This window comes from Planococcus salinus, from assembly GCF_003719725.1.
In the GTDB taxonomy this organism is placed as follows: Bacteria; Bacillota; Bacilli; order Bacillales_A; family Planococcaceae; genus Planococcus; species Planococcus salinus.
In genome coordinates this window covers 1-19,839 of record NZ_RIAX01000009.1, presented here as the reverse complement: position 1 = coordinate 19,839, position 19,839 = coordinate 1, and the positions used below count along the sequence as shown (strand labels likewise).

20 protein-coding genes and 1 riboswitch are annotated in these 19,839 nt (G+C 47.6%); of the genes, 8 read left to right on the top strand and 12 right to left on the bottom strand.

The features are described from left to right. Window positions 1–40: 40 nt before the first annotated feature. The gene (locus EEX84_RS11960) at window positions 41–1,351 is read right to left on the bottom strand and encodes an acetamidase/formamidase family protein (RefSeq protein ID WP_123165887.1); all 1,311 of its coding nucleotides are present in this window, start codon (window positions 1,349–1,351) and stop codon (window positions 41–43) included. Window positions 1,352–1,536: 185 nt separating this feature from the next. Between EEX84_RS11960 and EEX84_RS11955 the strand changes: the two genes are divergently transcribed. The 4 genes from EEX84_RS11955 to EEX84_RS11940 all read left to right on the top strand — a co-directional run bounded on the left by EEX84_RS11955 (window position 1,537) and on the right by EEX84_RS11940 (window position 4,342). Next, window positions 1,537–2,421, top strand: a complete 885-nt coding sequence (locus EEX84_RS11955) for a proline iminopeptidase-family hydrolase (RefSeq protein WP_123165886.1) — start codon at window positions 1,537–1,539, stop codon at window positions 2,419–2,421. Between the two features lie 395 nt (window positions 2,422–2,816). Continuing rightward, window positions 2,817–3,263 carry an SRPBCC family protein gene (locus EEX84_RS11950; RefSeq protein ID WP_123165885.1) on the top strand — a complete coding sequence of 149 codons (447 nt, stop codon included), beginning with the start codon at window positions 2,817–2,819 and terminating at the stop codon, window positions 3,261–3,263. Between the two features lie 201 nt (window positions 3,264–3,464). Then, window positions 3,465–3,878, top strand: a complete 414-nt coding sequence (locus tag EEX84_RS11945; RefSeq protein WP_123165884.1) for a DUF4395 domain-containing protein — start codon at window positions 3,465–3,467, stop codon at window positions 3,876–3,878. Window positions 3,879–4,069: 191 nt separating this feature from the next. Further along, window positions 4,070–4,342, top strand: a complete 273-nt coding sequence (locus tag EEX84_RS11940; protein ID WP_123165883.1) for a hypothetical protein — start codon at window positions 4,070–4,072, stop codon at window positions 4,340–4,342. A 377-nt stretch (window positions 4,343–4,719) separates the two neighbouring features. Here the strand turns inward: EEX84_RS11940 and EEX84_RS11935 are convergent, their stop codons facing one another. Then, on the bottom strand, window positions 4,720–4,971 hold the full coding sequence (locus EEX84_RS11935; RefSeq protein ID WP_123165882.1) for a hypothetical protein: 252 nt from the start codon (window positions 4,969–4,971) through the stop codon (window positions 4,720–4,722). A 307-nt stretch (window positions 4,972–5,278) separates the two neighbouring features. Here EEX84_RS11935 and EEX84_RS11930 point away from each other — a divergent pair, with 307 nt between their 5' ends. After that, window positions 5,279–6,244, top strand: coding sequence for a nuclease-related domain-containing protein (locus EEX84_RS11930; protein WP_240033977.1), 966 nt, complete (start codon window positions 5,279–5,281; stop codon window positions 6,242–6,244). Between the two features lie 286 nt (window positions 6,245–6,530). On the opposite strand, the gene EEX84_RS11925 is transcribed toward EEX84_RS11930, so the two are convergent. Further along, window positions 6,531–7,706: an MFS transporter gene (locus tag EEX84_RS11925; protein ID WP_123165880.1), complete on the bottom strand. Its 1,176-nt coding sequence runs from the start codon at window positions 7,704–7,706 to the stop codon at window positions 6,531–6,533. 67 nt (window positions 7,707–7,773) lie between these two features. Further along, window positions 7,774–7,873, bottom strand: a riboswitch (purine riboswitch). A 136-nt stretch (window positions 7,874–8,009) separates the two neighbouring features. On the opposite strand from EEX84_RS11925, the gene EEX84_RS11920 reads away from it, so the two are divergent. Then, window positions 8,010–9,074, top strand: a complete 1,065-nt coding sequence (locus EEX84_RS11920; protein ID WP_240033973.1) for a saccharopine dehydrogenase family protein — start codon at window positions 8,010–8,012, stop codon at window positions 9,072–9,074. Between the two features lie 345 nt (window positions 9,075–9,419). Here the strand turns inward: EEX84_RS11920 and EEX84_RS11915 are convergent, their stop codons facing one another. After that, entirely contained in the window at window positions 9,420–10,358 is a 939-nt protein-coding gene (locus tag EEX84_RS11915; protein WP_158599114.1) for a magnesium transporter CorA family protein, read from the bottom strand. Window positions 10,359–10,543: 185 nt separating this feature from the next. Further along, a complete protein-coding gene (locus EEX84_RS11910) occupies window positions 10,544–11,293 on the bottom strand; it encodes an SDR family NAD(P)-dependent oxidoreductase (protein ID WP_123165877.1) in 750 nt (249 codons plus the stop codon). A gap of 369 nt (window positions 11,294–11,662) precedes the next feature. Here EEX84_RS11910 and nadX point away from each other — a divergent pair, with 369 nt between their 5' ends. After that, the gene (nadX, locus tag EEX84_RS11905) at window positions 11,663–12,442 is read left to right on the top strand and encodes an aspartate dehydrogenase (protein WP_123165876.1); all 780 of its coding nucleotides are present in this window, start codon (window positions 11,663–11,665) and stop codon (window positions 12,440–12,442) included. A gap of 30 nt (window positions 12,443–12,472) precedes the next feature. On the opposite strand, the gene EEX84_RS11900 is transcribed toward nadX, so the two are convergent. The 3 genes from EEX84_RS11900 to EEX84_RS11890 form a co-directional block, all read right to left on the bottom strand. Further along, the gene (locus tag EEX84_RS11900) at window positions 12,473–13,069 is read right to left on the bottom strand and encodes a class I SAM-dependent methyltransferase (protein WP_123165875.1); all 597 of its coding nucleotides are present in this window, start codon (window positions 13,067–13,069) and stop codon (window positions 12,473–12,475) included. 114 nt (window positions 13,070–13,183) lie between these two features. Further along, on the bottom strand, window positions 13,184–14,353 hold the full coding sequence (locus tag EEX84_RS11895; protein ID WP_123165874.1) for a hypothetical protein: 1,170 nt from the start codon (window positions 14,351–14,353) through the stop codon (window positions 13,184–13,186). An 800-nt stretch (window positions 14,354–15,153) separates the two neighbouring features. Beyond that, the gene (locus EEX84_RS11890; protein WP_123165873.1) at window positions 15,154–15,738 is read right to left on the bottom strand and encodes a helix-turn-helix domain-containing protein; all 585 of its coding nucleotides are present in this window, start codon (window positions 15,736–15,738) and stop codon (window positions 15,154–15,156) included. Window positions 15,739–16,070: 332 nt separating this feature from the next. On the opposite strand from EEX84_RS11890, the gene EEX84_RS11885 reads away from it, so the two are divergent. Then, entirely contained in the window at window positions 16,071–16,757 is a 687-nt protein-coding gene (locus tag EEX84_RS11885) for a FusB/FusC family EF-G-binding protein (RefSeq protein WP_123165872.1), read from the top strand. Between the two features lie 210 nt (window positions 16,758–16,967). Here EEX84_RS11885 and EEX84_RS11880 read toward each other — a convergent pair whose 3' ends face one another. The 4 genes from EEX84_RS11880 to EEX84_RS11865 form a co-directional block, all read right to left on the bottom strand. Beyond that, the gene (locus EEX84_RS11880) at window positions 16,968–17,357 is read right to left on the bottom strand and encodes a hypothetical protein (RefSeq protein ID WP_123165871.1); all 390 of its coding nucleotides are present in this window, start codon (window positions 17,355–17,357) and stop codon (window positions 16,968–16,970) included. A 17-nt stretch (window positions 17,358–17,374) separates the two neighbouring features. Then, the gene (locus tag EEX84_RS11875) at window positions 17,375–18,769 is read right to left on the bottom strand and encodes a sensor histidine kinase (RefSeq protein ID WP_123165870.1); all 1,395 of its coding nucleotides are present in this window, start codon (window positions 18,767–18,769) and stop codon (window positions 17,375–17,377) included. After that, entirely contained in the window at window positions 18,766–19,437 is a 672-nt protein-coding gene (locus tag EEX84_RS11870) for a response regulator transcription factor (RefSeq protein ID WP_123165869.1), read from the bottom strand. Before EEX84_RS11870 ends, EEX84_RS11875 begins: the two co-directional genes overlap by 4 nt. 66 nt (window positions 19,438–19,503) lie before the next feature. Next, window positions 19,504–19,839, bottom strand: a 336-nt coding sequence (locus EEX84_RS11865; protein ID WP_148039023.1) for an MMPL family transporter, incomplete at its 5' end; no start/stop codon positions are given.

The following is a 19,839-nucleotide window of genomic DNA, read 5'->3' as shown; positions in this document are numbered from 1 at the left end:
TAAAAAGCCGCCATTCCAAAAAAAGAATGACGGCTTTTTGTCATTGTCCGTATTGGGTTTTCGCCAGCTCGAACAAATCCGTTTTCCGCAAATACTGCTCTGGCGCCAGGAAGGTAACCGTGACAACACCCGGATGCCGGCCGATTTCGATGGCACCGGTAATCGTCGAGCGGTTCATGATTTCCGGGACAGTGACACCGAAGAAATCAGCGGCACGTTTCAGGCCGTTTTCCGTTGCGTCATTCAAGTTCGGTCCTGAGCCGATAAACGATACCGGATACGACTCTTCAATCTTGGCGACGTTCCACTTGTCTGCAATCTGGCGGGCAGATTGCTTTTCTTCTGCAGTAAACGGTTTCGCTGTGTATGGCAGGTCTTCCACATTCGGCAGCAGGATCGGCCCTTGGATGTTCATCCCTTTCAGCACACTGACCTGAAGATGGGCGATGCCGGAGACGTCGGTTGTGTGGCCGGCAATTTCGCCGTCGCCTTGCATGGCGTGCATATCACCGAGATAGACACCACCTCCGGCAACTTTCACAGGGCAGATCAATACAGCACCCGCCCGCACACGGTTGACATCCAAATGGCCGTCGGTGCGGTGCGTTTCCAGTTCTTCTTGCGTGGCCGAATAATCATGCGGTGCGCCGACCAGGAATGAGCCGAAGTCGCCGGCGTTATGTGAGTCGGGTGTCGGGCGCGATGGCGTTGTCCCAAGTTGCCCCAGGAAAGGGCGCATGCGTGCCATTGTGCCGACCAAATCATGCGGCGCAAATGTCACCACCGGGTTCTGCACAGATTCGTCAGGTGTTTTCATATAGGCGCGGCCGTCGCGCGCAATCGTTTCGGCAGCTTCCTGCGGCAAGGTCAAACCGACATCGCCTTTTTCACCGAAGAAAATCGTATAGCCGTTCGTAAAGACGAAAGGCGTCGCGTCCGCTCCACAGTTTGCGCAGCGTATCGCTTCCATACCAATGCCTTTGATGACCGTTTCCGGGTTCTTGGTACCGCATTCCGGACATTTCGCAGCCACGTAGCCGTCGCCGTCTGCCCGGTCTTCAATCATTTTATCGTTGCCGGAAGCAGTGGCGTGTGATGTCACGGTAATCGATTCGATCCGAATGGCGATGGCGTCTCCGGGTTCAGCCCCCTCGACGTAAACCGGCTTCGTCACTTCATGGCCGCCGATGATGCTTGGTGTGATCATCGGTCCCCAACAGCCTGGCGCCGTATTGGCAATAATTGTTCCGCCGTCTTTCACAGGTCCTAGCATTTCTTTTCCCGGATCTAGAATGCCGTCTACAAAATGGTTCACGAACAATGTCTCAACCGCTGTTTTTGTTTTGTTCACAAGTATCCTCCTTTTTTTATTTAAAATTTCTGACTACTTAAAGTATAATAGGTTGGCGGCTCTATTAACAGTTTTCCGCGCTGCGGGAATCAAATTCAGTAAAGAAGGGCAGTCATGCTGAAATAAAGGAATTTTCCGTTTGACGGAGAAATGGTTTTTAAGTAACAAAGAGGAGGTACGGAGAGATGGACAATGTTACGGAAGGATTTATTCCGATGACCGGAGGGAACGTCTGGTACCGGATCACCGGCAAGGGGCCCGGCATTCCGCTGGTCGTTTTGCACGGCGGACCTGGAGCGAAAAGCAGCGACAGCGATCCACTGCGTCAGTTGGGTGCGGACCGGCCGGTGATTCACTATGACCAGCTTGGCTGCGGAAAATCAGATCGGCCGACGGACACGTCGCTTTGGACAGTGGAACGCTATGTCGAAGAACTGGAGCAGGTCATCGAGGCATTAAAGCTGGAAGAATTCCATCTGCTCGGCCATTCCTGGGGCACGATGCTGGCAGCTTCTTATTTGTTTAAAAAGCCAAAAGGCGTCCGCAGTGTCATTTTCTCCGGACCGGCATTGGATGCGCGGAGATGGGAGCAGGACCAGCGTAATTACTTGAAGCAGTTTCCTCAGGACATCCAGGAGACGATTGAACGGAGCGAGCGGGAACAAACCACCGACTCTGAAGAGTATGAAAAGGCGATGATGGCCTATTATCAACGTCATATGTGCCGCGTCAATCCGTGGCCGAAAGAGATGGAAGAAAGTTTGAAAGACATGAACCAGCAAATTTACAACTTCATGTGGGGCGCTTCCGAATTTACCGTCACAGGCACATTGAAGGAGTTTGATGCGACCGGACGCCTGCACGAAATTGACATTCCGGCTTTGTTCTCCTGTGGCCGCTTTGACGAAGCCACGGTGGAAGCAACTGAGTATTATGCAGGCCTGGTCCCGGATGCCGAAGTTCATGTTTTTGAAAACAGTTCCCATATGCCGGGAATCGAGGAGCCGGAAGCATATGTGGAGATGGTCCGTGAGTGGGTCAATCGGCAGGAACTGCGGCCGGGTGCGTAGCCGGCAAAAGAGGAAAAAGCGAATTTACATCCAAGAAAAATAATGTGTACCCGTTACATCCAGGACTCCTGGTTAAATTGACAAAGAGCCAACCCATCGCTTCAGTCTTTCTGAGGCGGTTGGTTGGCTTTTGGGTTTATTTGCATTTTATTTTGCTGCACTCGTCCTCAGTGGCTGAATTTGTTTTCGTTATATCAATAAAAATATCAGAAAAATCAGTTTTTTATAAAATAACATGGTATATTATTGAAAAGGAAGTGGATTCGTGGAAGGCATTTTCGCATTTCCTTCAGGAGTCGCAGCGGGGGCTGGGCTGGTCATCGAACTGATCGTTTTCCCATTTTAAAAACGGTTCGAAAGGATCCAAAGACTTTCAGGCAGAGGAGGGTGCCGTAATGTGGAGTTTGAAGAAGACTGTTTTTATCGACTGCAGAGTGAGGGAAGTCCATCAATTCGCAACGAATCCGAGATTCTGGTACCAATGGTACGCCGGTTTATCCGAACCTGAAAACCTGCTTGGAAACGGCGGCAAAGGCACAAGCATGGATTTGAATTATACCTTTTTCGGCAGATATCTGGCGCTGCATGTGCTTGTGGTGGAAAACGCGCGCGTGGATGACAGTTATGTTTGGAGGTGTCTGATTACAGGCGCTTTTGAAGCGACCCAAACGTGGCGTTATTTGCCGAAAGAAGAAGGCACCGAAGTCCGTTTTGAAATGGACTATGAATTGCCGGGCAGCATTCTTGGAAAATTGGTCAATACGCTTTACCTCAAGAAGCTGATGGATAATTCGGTGGAACAGACATTGAAGAACCTGAAAGATATATGCGAAAGCGATTGACGACAAAAAGAGTGTGTGAAAGTTGCGGCCCTTTGGTTTCATGGCTGCAGGTTCTATTGGAATCACGGCTTGTCCTGAATGAACATCTCCCTGGGGGACGTGTATGACTTGATTGGCACCTGTCCCGCATAGGTCTGGGCAACTCTCTTTATGCTCGGTAAGCCGCCTGATATAATAAGGGAATCATGAAGGAGGGCTTGCATGACGATTCCGAAACCCCTTGTACAGACGAACCAGGCTTTTATCGTCGTTACCGTTGTAGCGGCGCTTTTGCTCCATCCGGTCATTCTGCTTTTGCCGTTTGCTGTGGGAGCCTATACATTGATGACAAAGAAAAATCCGGTGATTCAATTCAGCAGGCGCTTATTGAAAAAGCCGTTGACAAGCTATCACCAGGAAGACAAAGACCAGCAGCTGTTCAATCAATGGATCGCCACGATTTGTTTGGGCTTATCGCTTGTCTTCTTTTCACTCGGCATCCAGCTGGCTGCCTATGCCTTCAGCATTATGGTCATTACCGCAGCCGGCGTGGCGTTGATGGGCTATTGCATCGGCTGTACCATCCGTTACCGTTATATGATGTGGAAGCATAAGCGCACAAAAGCACAGGCATAACCGGAAAGGAAAGGAAGCGAATTGCTTTCTTTCCTTTTTGATAGGCATATTTTCCTTCATTTTTTAAAAATCCACAAGAATTTGTATGCTAGTATGACTCGATTTCCAATTTACTGGAACCATTTCAGAGTCCGTCCGTATAAAAGATATACGCATCAATTGTAAATATATTTATAGAAAGCAGTGATATAATGGCGAAAGTATGGGAAGCGGTTTACGAAGGAAGAGCAATCCGCGTGGAGAATTCATGGTTTGGAGGGGAAAAATTGTTTGTCGACGACAGGTTGGTGGATGAACAGGTCGGACTTCGTTTCAGTTCCAGGTTATTCGGGACTGTAAAAGATTCGGAAGGACAGGAAAAAGGGATAAAAGTTTCCATCGGCTCCGTAATTAATGTCCATTGCAGCATATTCGTCGATGATCGGCTCGTGTATTCTTCCGTGGAGCAAGGAAAATATAAATAGATAATTTGCTTGGAAGTTTTACGGTTAGAGTTGATAGTGAATCTTTGAGGTAGTTTATTATAAGAATTTATTGGGAGGATGGATCATCATTATTGGCGATAAGGTAACTTGCTATAACTGTGGAAGAGAAGTAAAGAAAGAGGAGAAAATGGCCATTATCACGAAACCGGCAGAACTAAATGGCTTTAATCATTTAAAGAACTGGGCTACTGACCGAAGAATATATTGTTCACAATGCTTTGGCGAGATAAAATGAACTTCTTTTAATTGATGTAAAAAATGTGAATAATAGTAAAAACCGTTAATCCTGATAGAGGGTTAACGGTTTTTTGATTTAAGGCAATAAATCTTAATATCTTTTCCATGTAAGAAAGTCATCAAACGTAATTCGCGCCAACAAGCTCTACGATTAACCCGAAAAAGCAGATGGCACCAATAAAGAACTGTAATGCTGCTGTCTTTTTGCGCTGGTCAAGATACTCATAGATACCTGAAAAAGTGAATAATGCGAAAGAGAGTGCAAAGAAAAAAGTCATGTTTCCTGTGAAATTCGGATTGAAAAAATGATTGGCTGCGACAAGTAGAAATAAGGCGCCAGTCAGTCTGGATATGAATTTAAAAAATTTCAAAGAATCCCTCCTGTGATTATAGTGGAACTGTGTCTGCTAATCTTTATATTAATCTTATCATGGGTGATTATGGTTTTAAATGGAAATAAAGGAAAAAGGGTTATGAGGTTTTTCGGGTTCGCGAGCGTTCTTCAGCTCACGAACCCAGCAGTTTGCCGTGGCAAACTGTTCCGTTCAATTGTTTTTGTTCTGAGGTTTTGGATTAAGAATTTGATATTGGCGTTATAGATAATATGGTACGATTAAAGCGTGAACAGTACTTCGTTCACAGCAAGAATAGTAGGCGGAACTTGAAAATTTGAAGGGAGTGGAACGTATAAAAGCGGAGCTGGATTTACTGCCCAAGACTTTAGCGATTGAATGTTTATTGAAACGCCTTCCTTCCAACCATAAACAGCGTGGATATCTGGAAAACCAATTGCACCGGGCGACTGCCGGCATCCGCGGCGAAGGAAAGATGATCAAGAAGTTTAAAGAGTTTTCTTACGAAGGCAATTGTTTGCCGGTGTGGGATCTGAATATGAAGCTGAACGAATGGGCGGTTCAAATCGATGGCCTGTTGCTGACAGATCGCTGTGCAATTGTGCTGGATTCAAAAAATGTCAGCGGTGAAATCCATTACGACGCGGTGAATGAGGAATATTATAAGAAGACCATGCCGGGTGGGGAAATACTGACTATGGAGAATCCGGTGTTCCAACTGAATAAGCATATCCATTTTGTACGGAAATGGTTTTCGCTCCACAATATTTACTTGCCCGTTACGGGTTTGATTGTATACACAGCTAACAATTGCGTGTTTAAAACGAAGCCTCCTGACGCTTTGATTTGCAAAACGTACCAGATGAATGCATATCTCTACCAAATTCTTCGGGACAGCCCCCTAACCGCCGTTTCCCATCCGCTCGAGGACATCGGGAAACTGATTGCGGCAAACCAGGTCCCCTTTAAATCATCCCCTTTGAGCGAGTTTTATAAAATCGATTTGCGTGATGTGAAGCCTGGTGTCTATTGCAAGAAATGCTGCTGCCACGGAATGCAGCGTGTAAAGAAGTCTTGGATCTGCGCGGCCTGCGGCAACAAAGATGCGACCGCCGACCGATTGGCGGTGCAGGAATATTTTTCATTGATAGACAGAGAATTGACGAATAGGAAGTTTCGGGAGTTTAGTGGAATCGAAAATTCTGACGCAGCACGACGTGTTTTAGCTAAGTATGACTTGGAGATTACAGGCGATAGAAAAACGCGTGTCTATAAAATAAAGAATAGGTGAAGGATGCGGTATTAGTTAATATTTTTGTTGGACATAAACGATGAAAATTGGATGAATTAGGAGAATCGCTGATAAACGGTGAAGAATCGCTGATAGAGTGGAAAAGATAGCTGATAAACGGTGAAAGATCGCTGATAAACCATCAAAAATCGCCGGTAAATCCAAAACTCAGCCTCTACCTCTCACCACCAGCCCAAAGGAGGAAGCTTTTCGCGCGCGAAAAGCCCCTTATTAATTCAAAACATAAAAAAGATGGCCGCGAAACCCTTCGCGGCCATCTTTCATATTAAATACTCTCTATTTCTCTTTCATTCCGTTTAACCGCGGGGCGCGTTAACGAGAAGACGGCAAAACCGAGCGCTCCGAGAACAATGACGGCGCCGACCCAGGAGGTGCTGGTGACGGAACCAGTTTGCGCCAGCGTAAAGCCACCGATTGCAGAACCCAATGCGATGCCGACTTGCAGCGCGGAGTTGTTGAAACTCTGCTGAATGTCGGAAGTGGTGGGGTCTGTTTCGATCAGGTAGCTTTGCTGCGGCGGAGCGAGAGCCCAGCTGAGTGCTGCCCACACGACCATCACCGGTATGAAAATCACGAGTGAAAATGTGGTAAATGGAAGCAGAAACAGCGAAACCGCGAATGCGGAAATGACGATCAGGATGCTTTTCTTCGAGCCGATCGAATCGGACATGGTGCCGCCGATTGCGCCGCCGCTTACTGCAGCGAGGCCGAATATGAGATAACAGACGCTGACCCAGAAAGGATTCAAGTTCATCGTCGTCTCAAGAAACGGCGTGAAATAGGCGTAGACCGTATAATGACCGGCCAGCATGAACATCGTCGCCAGATGGGCCGTGCCAATTTTTGAGCTGGCTACTGCTTTTAATTGCTGCTTCAGCGGAATGGCCGTACTGCCCGGAATCGGCTGAATGTAAAGTGCGATGAGCGCCATCGAGCCGATGGACAATGCGGCGATGCCGAGGAAGATGAAGCGCCATCCGAATGCATCCGAAATGAGGATGCCGAGCGGAACGCCGAGAACGAGCGACGAAGAGACGCCCATGAAAATAAGGCCGATTGCTTTCGCGCGGTATGGCGGTTCGACAATTTTCGCGGCGATGGTGAGCGACAGCACGATGATCAGCGCCGTACTTGCAGCGGTTATGATCCGTGCGATCATCATCCAGGTGAAATCAGGACTGAAAAACGTCATGAGATTGCCAAGAAAAAAGATGAACAACGAAATCAGATAAACTTTCTTGCGTTCAAATCGACTGGTTGCGACCAGCAACACTGGACCGGCAACCGCATAGATCAACGCGAAAAGCGTAATCAGCTGACCGGCTGAACTTACCGAAACGCCGAATTCATCGGCGATTGTCGGAAGAATCCCGCCGACAATCAGTTCCACGAGCCCAACAGCGACCGTGGATAAGGCTAAAATATAAACTTTCAAATTCATAGTAACTGCGCTTCCTTTCAAATAAAAAGTGATTATCAGAAAATATAAAAAAATCCTGATTACAGAAAACGAAAAAGTCGTTTTCTGTAATCAGGATTTTGCGGTTCCTGGTAGAGACCCTTAAGCCGTATTCTTAAGGTTATACAGAGAGCATGGGTGGTTTGGTTGATCACTTTGAAAATTTTACTACATAAAAAATCTTTCTGCAAGTCGGCAGCGTAGACACAATAAGATTTGAAGGGTTCCGTTACAAAAGGTATGATTTTAGAAACCATACTTATGCATGAAAAGGAAGTGACGACAGTGCAGAAAAAATGGCTGATTTACGGTGCTTATGGCTATACAGGGGAATTGATCGCCAGGGAAGCGAAGAAACGTGGCATGCGTCCTGTTCTGGCAGGGCGGAATCCCGATAAGCTCAAGCCGTTGGGCGAAGAGTTGCAATTGGAAACGAGGGTTTTCCCGGTTGGTCCTGCTGCGGCTGAAAGTCTGTCGGACATTGCACTTGTGCTTCACTGCGCCGGCCCTTTCCAAAAAACCAGCGCACCAATGATTCGGGCATGTCTTGAGGCGGGAGCGGATTATTTGGATATTACCGGTGAGATTTCCGTGTTCGAGCACAGTTTTGCACAGAATGCAGCGGCAAAAGAAGCGGACATCACCGTTTGCTCGGGTGTCGGATTTGATGTGATTCCGACGGACTGCACAGCGCTCAAGCTGAAAGAGCTGATGCCGGATGCTGAAAGTTTGTCTCTCGGGTTTGATTCGAATTCGGGGATTTCGCCCGGTACGTTCAAAACGATGATCGAAGGGATGGGTTCCGGAAGTGCAGAGCGCCGGGACGGGCAGATTATTCCGGTGCCGCTCGGGAGTCAGCGCCGGATGATCGATTTTGGACGGGGTACGCGCTCAAGCATTGGAATTCCATGGGGCGATGTGTCGACTGCTTTTTACACGACGGGCATCCCGAATATTTCCGCATGGATTCCCATGAAAAAATCGCGTATCCTCGGTGCTCGGATTTTCAGTAGAACCGGTTCAATTCTTACATTGCCGTTTGTCCAAAAAACCTTGAAGAACTGGGTGGAGCGGCGGGTAAGTGGACCGGACGAAACGTTGCGTGCCGGAGCCCCGGCTTATATTTGGGGAGAAGCGGTTAATGCGGAAGGTGTCGTACAAACCGTACGGATCCAAACGGCAAACGTCTATGATGTGACGGTTTACGGTGCACTTAAAGCCGCCAGCCGGTTACTGGACGGTGACTTTCCATCCGGCAGCTTTACACCAGCCGCATTATTTGGCGCTGAATTGATTGAACAGCTGCCGGGTTCGGGGAAATTTGAAGTGGAGACGGTTTATCCGGGTTGAAAAAAGCCTTTCCGATTGACTGAGGGCTTCTGGCGGTACGCATTCGTATGCCTGTCGAATTTTTGATGAACAATACGAATTAACGAAAGTGAAGGCCTGGCGCTATAGAGAAAGTGAAGAGGGGGAATCGCTTGTTTAACGGGTGGAAATTGTGCGGAGTCTCTGTGAACAGGTTTTAACTTTCCGAGAATGAGAACACCGAGGTCATAATGCAAATAGAATAAATGGAAAAGAAAAAGGCGCACTCAACTGAAACGAGTGCGTCTTTTGCCTATCCAATTTTTATTAGTATTTGTAAGACTGTCCGACGCAGCGAAATTCATCAACGCTTCCGTGACCATTATCTCAAAATTTTCTATTCTCGGGGTTCTTCAATACGCTGTCGGTCCATCGTTTCTTTTTTAGATAATAATAAATTCCCACCGTTGAAAGAGCGATAACAATAAGAGCGATGGGATAGCCGAATTTCCATTTGATTTCCGGCATCGTTTCAAAACGCATAGCCCAGATGGCTCCCCACGCCGTGACAGGCGCGAACAGTACGGTGATGACGGTGAGGGTTTTGACGATTTCGTTTCCGCGATGAGAGGAAATGACAGTTTCGAGGTCCACCATTTCGCGGAGTTGCGCATCGTATTTGTCGATGATTTCCTGGCAGCGGGTGATGCGCCGGTGCGTACGCCGGAAATGCCGGCCGCTTGAGACTTCACCGTCGAATGCTTCTTGGACAGCGCTCCGGATCTCCGCAATCGGAATGAGGAGATTGATCCACACGAGTGATTCGTGTCGCCTGTCCATAATCTCATCGAGAACATTTTCGTTGTTTTTAGACTTGACGCGCCAAAGTAGATCCTGCAATTGATTTTCGAACTCGTCGATTCCTTGAAGAAAAGAAGCGACAATTTCGCCGAGAAGAATCATGAACCCTTCGATGGCGTTTTCCGCCGTGTCCATGTTTTTCATTAATTGTTCTTCCGACGTCGCGCGAAATAACGAAAAATCGATCTTGCTGGTGATCAAGGTTTCTTGGGAAAGGGAGTAGTGGAGAACGGTCTGTTCGCTCTGGTCTTCGGCGTCCTGGTAATAGACGATTGACCCCCATATGAATTCTTCACCTTCTTCACTTGTATCCATTTCGAGACTGCTGTTTTGCTCTTCTTTCAGCGATTCAATCCATTTTTTCTTCACTTTGGGCAAGTTATGAAGTGAAGCAACATCCTGATCCGATGATACATCCACAAAAGTCCATTCCCACTCGCCCTTATAAAATGATTGCTTGTCCATTGTTTCTCCTCCCATGTAACTAGTATTGCTTATTTTGGGCGTTTTCAAACATCAAAATAAAGGTGGGGAGAAAAGTTGCGTCACTGCTGTGTCAAGTAAGGAAATCGTTCATATAAGCATTTCTCTATATAAAAAAGCCGTGGTCAGGAAAAAGTTCCTGACCACGATTTTCATTAAGTCGCAAGTTATTTGGTGTTGGTGAAACCGCCATCGATGCGGATGGTGTCGCCGTTGATATACTGCGCTTTTGACGTCAGCAGGAACGCCACGAGTTCTGCGACTTCTTCCGGCGTGCCGAGGCGTTTTTGCGGAATGCCGGCTTCGGCGTTCGCTTTCATGTCCGGGTTGTCTTCAAAGAACGTTTTGACCATCGGGGTCTCTGTTGGTCCCGGTGCAATGGCGTTGACGCGGAGGCCGTCTTTGGCGTATTCCGCCACGAGGCTTTTTGTCATGCCGACAATGCCGTGTTTTGTAGCGGCATAAGTAACGACCGAATCCTGGCCGATGACACCGGCGCTGGAAGCGGTATTGACGATGGAGCCGCCCCCGTTTTTCAGCATCGCTTCCGCCACGTAGCGCAGGCCGTAGAGTGCCCCCATGAGGTTAATGCCGACAATCTGTTCGATTTCTTTGATGTCGGTTTCAAGGAAATATTTGCCGCTGCCTGAGATGCCAGCGTTATTGAAGAAATAATCGATTGAACCGAAATGTTCGAGTGTTTTATCCACATAGTTTTTTACATCTTCCGCTTTTGAGACATCAGCTTTGATGAAGAGGGCGTCAACGCCTTTTTCTTTCACCTTGTCGACGGTTTCACTCCCGCCTTTTTCGCTGACATCGACGACCGAGATGTTGATGCCTTCTTCTGCCAATCGAAGTGCTGCGGATTGTCCCAGCCCACTGCCGCCGCCTGTGATAATTGCTGTCTTACTCATGAATTTTTCCTCCTCTGATTAAGTGCTTTGTTTCAAAACTGCTGCCTTAACTGTTTTCCCGAAATGGAGAGCTTTAATCAGCAAACTGTCATCTGCAGCATGCGAGGGTTCCATAAGTTTATACGCCGGAAAACTTTATCGCTGTTTAATTGCCAGGGGTTCGCTTACAATTTAAGAAACGGCGTAAATGCGATTTTGTCAAAGCTTACCATGGCTTTGATATCATCAGCCCGAAAGCGGAGATCAGCAGGACGGCAAGGGATTTCCTGATGAAATCTTTCAAGTATGCAACAGAACATTATTTTGCACCACAGGAAGAGTGATTTGCATTTCACTTCATTAAAAAAATTCTTTGTGAGGAGGGCATCCATGAACATCGGAATTATCGGAACCGGCAATATCTCAGCGTATTTATTGGAGCAGGTGAACAGCAAGAACCTGGCCGATGGCAAAGTAACAGCGATTTTCGGCCGCAACCAGGAAGTGGGGCATCGATTGAGCGAACAATTCGAAGTCGACTTTTACACAGATCTTCAGGGGTTTTTGAAGTTGCCGCTCGATATCGTCGTGGAGGCAGCGACTGTGGAAGCGGCTGGACTTTATCTGAAAGATGTGGTCGCCCAACAAAAGGATCTCGTTGTCAGCAGCATCGGCGTTTTTAAAGATGTGGAGTTTTTAGAGGAAGTCAAAGCGTTGGCAAAGGCTGCAGGCACACACATTTTCCTGCCATCCGGTGCGATCGGCGGACTGGACGTATTGCAATCAGCGAAAGCGGCTGGCGGGCTGGAGCAGGTCCAGATTACGACGAGGAAATCGCCCGCATCCCTTGGGATGGAATCGGACGAAGAGCAGGTGGTATTTGATGGCTCCGCATATGACGCCGTCGAACAGTTTCCGAAGAATGTCAATGTGGCGCTGGTGCTGGCGATTGCCGGAATTGGGGTGGAGAGAACGAAGGTGCGCGTCATTGTCGATCCGGCCATTGAGCAGAACACCCATACCATCGAAGCGGAAGGGGATTTCGGAAAGATGCAGCTGCAAGTCGAAAACAATCCGATGCCAAGCAATCCAAAAACGAGCCTTCTTGCGGCATTGAGTATTTTGGCTGTGCTGCAGAACAGAAACCAGGCGTTGAAGATCGGAAACTGATTCTTAGCATGCCAAGCGAAAGCGCAGAAATCACTTCACGCTGCCGGCAATGAACATCGAAGCGTCCTGTTTCATGAAAATCCGGTTTCCATGGTGGAACGTCCTGATTTCAACCGATTTGAACCCAACTTCCGTTAATGTATTTTTCAATGCTCCGTGCGAAAAACCGTTATGGACTTTCGGATGACTGATTTTCTCATTTTTGTCAAAATCGACGATAATGAGCTTGCCGCCGTTTTTCAAAAGGCTGAACAGGTTCCGCAGAATGTTTTCAGTATCGGGAATATGAAGAAGGACCAGAGACATAAAGACGATATCTGCTTGGAGTTCAGGCGTCTGTTGTGTGAAATCTGCCTGAAGCACTTTCGCGTTGGTGATTCCGTGGCGTGAAATTTTTGCTTCTGCGACGTCCAGCATTTGTTTTGAGGAGTCGATAAGCAGGATGGAGTCCACGAGGTTTGATAGCTGAAGGCTGACGAGACCGGTGCCACTCCCATAGTCGATCAGCGATTTCGATTGACTGTTACGCAATTCGATTTTTACTTCTTTGGCTATCACTTTCGCCAGTTCGATTCGTTCTTCCGTATCGTATCTTTTGGCCATCTGTTCGAAAACATTGGTGTCCATGTTTTAGTTCCCCTTTCAGGTTAAAGTGGCGCTCTGTAGTAGTGTTCATTATAGCAAAAAATCAAACCAACGCCGCACCCGGAAGAACCAAATCTTCCAAGAGCGGCGTTTTGTTTACACCGACACAATTTCTCGGCTTTTTTTCTTTGACCACCTCTTGACGGCCACAAACGGCAGCCACATCAACAGCGGATAAACAATCGCAGCAAGAAAAATGCTGGTGCCGAGTTCGGCTTCGATCGGGGGTTGTTCCACCGTTGCGACGGCGATCCATAGGCCGATGATCAAAGCCGCTCCCCAGTAAGTGAACACATACAGCCAGCGCAAGTAGTGGCGGAGGCAAAAGAAGAACAAAAATCCACCCATTGTAAAAATCACAAGGCCCGGCAGGATGTTTCCGGGAGACAGAGGCAGATTGCCGCCGATTTTCGTGTAGCCGTAGGACAACAGCATGATTACCATAGCAGTCAGCCAGATCGTCGGAATCCATGTTTTGTATGTGTGCTTTTGACGGGCTTTTTTAAATTCGGGGTTTCTTTCTTCTTCCTCGGCGATAAACGCTTCTGCTTTTTCCTCCCATGTTGGACGGACAGCTGCTTCATCGGCAAGCCAGGATCCCGTGAACGGAAAATCGATGACTGCATTCCCTGCATCAAAATATTCCAGCCGCTGTGCGTCAGTCAGCGACTGTGTATCGGCGCGATAAAGAGTGTGGGCCGTAAAGCGGAGCGGAATACCGGCTTTTTTGAAAAAACCGAGCCACACGTTGATGCTGTCATCTCCATGGTTCGGGAAAGGAAGATTCAGCACGTTCTCCTGACTGTTTCGCGTATAGCGGATATACAAAATCGGTCCGGTCTCGGTGACGGTATTGTTAAAGCCGTGTTGTGGAATCGTCTGTCTGATGACATAAAACGAAGCGGTGACGGACGTGATTTCAGCGAGAGGAATTTCCCGCTCCACCGGCGCCTTGCTGTAAGGTTCGACCCATTCCGACGCATGGATTTTATGGTTATATAATGTATAGGAAGACAAATGGCTGTCTTCCCACATCAGTTTCCGCAAATGTCGAACCAGCCGGTAAACAATCCATATCCCGAGTGGAATGAAAACGAATGAAATCAAGATCCACTCATTTTGGTATTTCAGAAAATAATAAATGGGAGCAGTGACAAGCCAAGCTCCGAAGAGAGCACCCACGAGCAATGCCACAATATAGGCAATTCGCCAAAAAGTTTCCCGTGGGGGTTTTGTGTAAGTATGTATAAGCTGATGTTGTTCCATAAGTCCTCCTAGGTGAGAATGCGTTGTCTTTCATCTTACGGAACACGGAGCGAAAAGTTTCACAGTGAAGAAGCGAAAGGAAGGGTTCCTTTTGCTTCTTATAGCTTACTACAAGCAGCCTATAGATAAAAAACAGAAAATTTAAAAGGACGAATGCGGTGAAGAAAACCATTTTCGTATGTGACATTTCTTTATCCAAACACAACCATTTTTCATTTATATAAGCGGAACCAATGATTTTTACCTGTCGATATTCCGCAAAAACCTTGTGCTCTTGTCTCTGTCACTGCAGCGCAGCGATGCAGGAGCACCGGTTCATGCCAAAGCGATGTATAAAAGTTAATTTCTTTACTTCAACATATTTAGTTTTGAAAAAGCAGAATTAGAACTAGCTGTAGTTACTGACACACATATGTTAAAATAATCGGAAGCAATTGAATAGGGAACTCAAGGGTGATTGGCCACCTCCGATAGAAAGGGGGTGGTAAAGATGACAGTATATGAAGCATTGATGTTTGCAGTAACATTTGCAGGCCTCGTGCTTGCGGTAGCGTCATCGGACCAAAAAAAATAATCCGCCCTTGAGTTGACCACTCGGCGGATTACCCTACTACTATTTCGCTGCTGATTCCCTTGAAGGGACCTATTGATTGCTGACCGTCTGGTGTTGGGTGCACCGGGCGGTTTTTATTTTCTTATAGATATCATATACCCAGCCAGATAGAAATTCAACCGTTCCTATTCAAAAAGCAGGCACTTACAATTTTGAGACACTGTCTGCTTTACTTTTCAACCGACTTCTACACAAGCTGATAATACAGTCCAAACCGCGTATCATACCACAGCAACTTGCCGTGTTTGCGTTTCGGGATACGGGTTTGTAATCCCCATTCCGGGAACTGCTTGATCAATTGGATTTGGTCACCCGTCGCAAACGCCAGGAACGAGATGTAATGATCTTTTGTCATCGGGTGGTCGCTCGAAACAAACCATTCCTGGTCGCTTTCTGTAAGGATCAGCTTTTCCTCATCTGTTGCTTTCTTCGCTTCCAGCGGCTCCAGCTTTCTCCCGCAGCATGACAGCGTGACGTCTCCGGTAGCCAGTACAATGTTATTGCACGACGCACAGACAAAATAATTCGATTTTTTCATATTTCCTCCTATAAAGTCATTCAACGGCAATTCACCGTCCAGAATATTTTCGATATTGACGCCGAGTACAGCAGACAATCCCGGCAGCAATGCTACATCCGGACAGCCATAACCGCGTTCCCATTTTGAAACCGTCCGATCCGAAATGTTCAGTTGATCGGCCAATTGCTTCTGCGTGACCCTTTTTTCTTTCCGCAAGCGATAGATTAATTCTCCAACTTTCTGATTGTCCATTCTTTTCTCCTCCTGCACTTCCTTCATCTTAAGGAATAGGGAAGACAACTTCAACAAACGCTCCGTGGAGTTCGCGGACAGACCAATCGGTTTGTACAAAAATATTCGAAACGATTCTGATGATATACTATAATACCTGTAAGAGGGGTGATATCAGGTGGCAATCCAACTTCAACTGCCAGTGTCAGGAAAAACTCATGCAAAGCCTGTGGTACAGAACGGCGATCCTTTGTATGGGGCATCAAGCAACAACTAAATCGCCCATGGATGTGTCATTCTCCGTATACGGCTTCCTTATAGCTCGACCCAACAACTGATAAGGAGTGGCTTCAATGATACATGTGAAAGAAACAACCGATAAAACCGGAAACACAGACAACCGTCCGGAAGCGTTCATCCGGAACGACCAATACAACTTCATCAAAGACCAGGCGCAGATTCTGGTGAATGGCCAGGCAACCGGCAACGATGCCGAAGTGCTGAGCGTCCTTCGCCACCTGTCGCATGAGAAGGTCTTCAAATTGTTCCCGTCACTGGACGACGAACAGAAAGCGGTTCTTAATCCGCTCGCGACTGTCAAGGAAACGGCCGACGCGGAAGCGTTTTTGGAGCAACTGACGCCTTATGTCATCCCGTTCAGGAACGTGACAGACCAGGGGCTGAAAAAACTATTCCCGAAAGCGAAAAAACTGAAAGGCCCGAAACTCGAAACCGTCGATTTCAAGAAACGCTCGTATCTTGGCTGGATTGAAAGTTCCACCTTGATGTACCTGGTGATTGAAAAAGATGGCCGTCTCGAAGGCCTTCACGGGAGCTTTACCCGCAGTGCCAAAAAAGGCATCTGTTCGATCTGCAACCGCCACAGTGAAGTTGGCATGTTCACTGCGAAAACAAAAGGTTCCAGCCAGGATCATTTCATCAAACGCGGAAACTACGTCTGCCAGGACAATGAAACCTGCAACCGCAACATCAATACATTGGAGTATCTGCACGAATTCGTGGAGCGGCTTCAGAAATAAAGAAGAAAAGGCTTTTCGGGAAACTGGAAAGCTTTTTTTGGGAGAATAAATTTACGCACTTCGATAAACGGCCATCAGCTCTTTCTGAAATTCAACCGTTAGAATGCTTGAACCGCATCGTTATAACTGCAAAACAAGTGACGTCACCATAGCTTTAAAAACAAAATCCAAGGTGAAAAGTACCGCTTTTCACCTTGGATTTTTCATGTTCTATTCTTTTTCCGTCAAGAATGTAATTACTGCAAACATCAGGAATGCGAGCAGCAGCAGGGTGCCCCCGACGATGAACAGCACCATGACGAAGGTGTCGTTCCAGTTGAAAGGGTTCAGGTTATACAGCCACATGCCTCCGGTCAGGCCAACAGCGCCGACCATCGCCAGAATGCCGTGAACAGTGACGAGTTTCTTGTATTTGATCGTGTAGGCATGATAGAAAATGCCCCAGGCAAAAACGGACAACCAACCTACAAGTAATATATGTGCGTGAATCGGGCGCAGTGCGTAATCCATTTGGCCCGCCATATGTGAACCCAGGTATGTGCCGATAAAGCCGAAAATTGCCGAGAAGCGGATCAGCCGCAGGCTCCAAACTTTTTCCATAAATAAAAACCTCCAAATTATGTTTGTATCATATCGGGATGCGGCAAAGTGAGGATGAACTCACTGCCTTCGCCGACATTACTGTTGACTTCGATATGTCCATGATGCAGTGTAATGATTTGTTCGACAATGGACAGACCGAGTCCGGTTCCATCCTTCTTGCGTGCAGCATCACCGCGGTAAAAGCGGTCGAACAGCTGCGGAATGGCGTGTTCCGGAATACCGGCGCCGCTGTCTTTGAAAGAGACGGTGATCTTGTCGTCGTGCGATTGCAGAGCGATTTCAATGTTGCCATCGGGTTTATTGTACTTAATGGCGTTCGTCAGCAGATTGTCCCAGACGTTATCGAGCAGTTCGGCGTCGCCCCGGAAAAGGACAGGCGCCAAGGAATAGGAAAGGTGGATATCCTGCTCCTCAAGCCGCCATCGGTATTTCCGGACAACAGCTTTCAGCTGTTCATCGAGCTGAAATTCCTCTGTCTTCATCGGGTATGCGCCCTGGTCGAGCGACGTCAGCAACAGGAGCTGGCGCGTCAGGCTCGACAGCCGTTTCGCTTCCTGATCGATGATTGAAGTGTAAGCAAGTCTGTCATCGTCCGGCAGGTCAGGTGACTTCAAGAGGTCCGCATAGCCCTGGATGTTCATGAGCGGCGACTGGAAATCATGCGAGACATTGCTGATGAACGATTTACGCGCCAGGTCGTTTTGCTTCAGCTGTGTCTGCATCAAATTGAAGCTCTCCGACAGCTGGCCGATTTCATCATTGCGCTGTATGTCGAGCGGGTAATTATAGTTTTCGCGCGCGATGTGTTTGGTGGCTTCGGTCAGCTGAACGATTGGACGCGTCAATTGCCGCGCCAGCCAGATCATGCCGATGATGCTGACAAGTCCGATAGCCACGACAAAGCCGATCAGCACTGAATGGATATCGGTTCCCAGAAGTTTGGTATCGGGCCGGATGAATAAGCCATAGTTTTCGCCGTTTCGCTCAAAAGGGACACCGACTGTATTATGCAATTCATTTGTGAAATGGCCAATCATGAAAATCTGGTCCGTAAAACTGTCGAGTCCGGTATAGGTGCCATTTTCAGTGAGGACGCGTTCGGCTTCATCGGGGAATGATGTGTCATCAAACGGTTCTCCGAAAAATTTCATGTTGCCCGAACTGTCAACGAGGGCAATCTGGTAGCCGAGTTTAGCGACAGCCTGCATATAACCATCAAAGCCTTCATCTGAATAAGGCACATTTTGGACAGTTGCCACGATTTCTTGAGCGATGCCGACATTCTGTTCGATCGTCTCTTCTTTAGTGACAGTGATATAGAAGATATTGGCGATGGTAAAGCCGATCAAGATGCTGATGGCCAGGATGAACAGCGTGGCGACGGTGAATTGGCGGTACAGAGTTTTCATTTCAACGCCTCAAGTTTATAGCCGATGCCGCGCATCGTGTGAATTTCAACAGTGGCCCCGTAACGTTTCAGCCGGTCACGAATACGGTTGATGTGTGTGTTCAATGTCATTTCACTGACATCATGCTCTTCACCCCAGACATATTCAAACAGCAGGCCGCGGGGAGTGGCCAGGTTGGCGCGGGACACTAAAAGAGACAGGATTTCAAATTCTTTCAACGGCAAAATGACGGTTTCATCGTCGATCGCCACTTCAAAATTCCGGCGATTGATCGCCACATTCCCCGCCTGTAAATTTTCCTGGACTGACCGTTCCGAGCGCCGCAGCACCACCGCGACACGAAACAGCAATTCCTTCGGCTCGAACGGTTTAACCACATAATCTTCGGAGCCTGATAAAAACCCTTTTTCCTTGTCTTCAAGCTGACCTTTTGCTGTCAGAAGGATTACCGGTATATTGAGGTCACGTGTCAGAATGCGGGTCAGATCAAAACCGTCCATCCCTGGCATCATTACATCGACGATTGCCAGGTCGACAAGCTGTTCTTCCAGCAGCAGCAATGCTTGTTCTGCGTCTGTTGCCTTGAAAACGGTATAGCCTTCATTGCCTAAATGGATTGCCACCAGCTGTTGAATATAGAGATCGTCATCAACGACGAGTATTTTCATGCAGATTCCTCCCTGAGAATTGGAAGCCGGTTCGCACGGCTTCCGCTTACTTTCAGTATGCAGGGTTTACTTATCTTTTTCAAAAAACAGTATCAATGCCGGCAGCAGCATGCCGCGGACAAGGAACGTATCGATCAGGATCCCGATGGAGACCATGAAGCCGAAGACGAATAGATCGGCAATCGGCATTGTAGTCAACGCGGCAAAAGTCGCCGCAAGGATGATACCGGCTGAAGATATCACGCCGCCCGTATTCGTAAGAGCGATTTCCAGGGACTCTTTGACCTTGCGCGACTTGCGTTCTTCGATAAAACGCGATACCAGAATTATATTGTAATCGATGCCGAGCGCTACAAGGAAGATGAACGCATACACTGGCACGCGGGTGCTGATTGCGTCAAA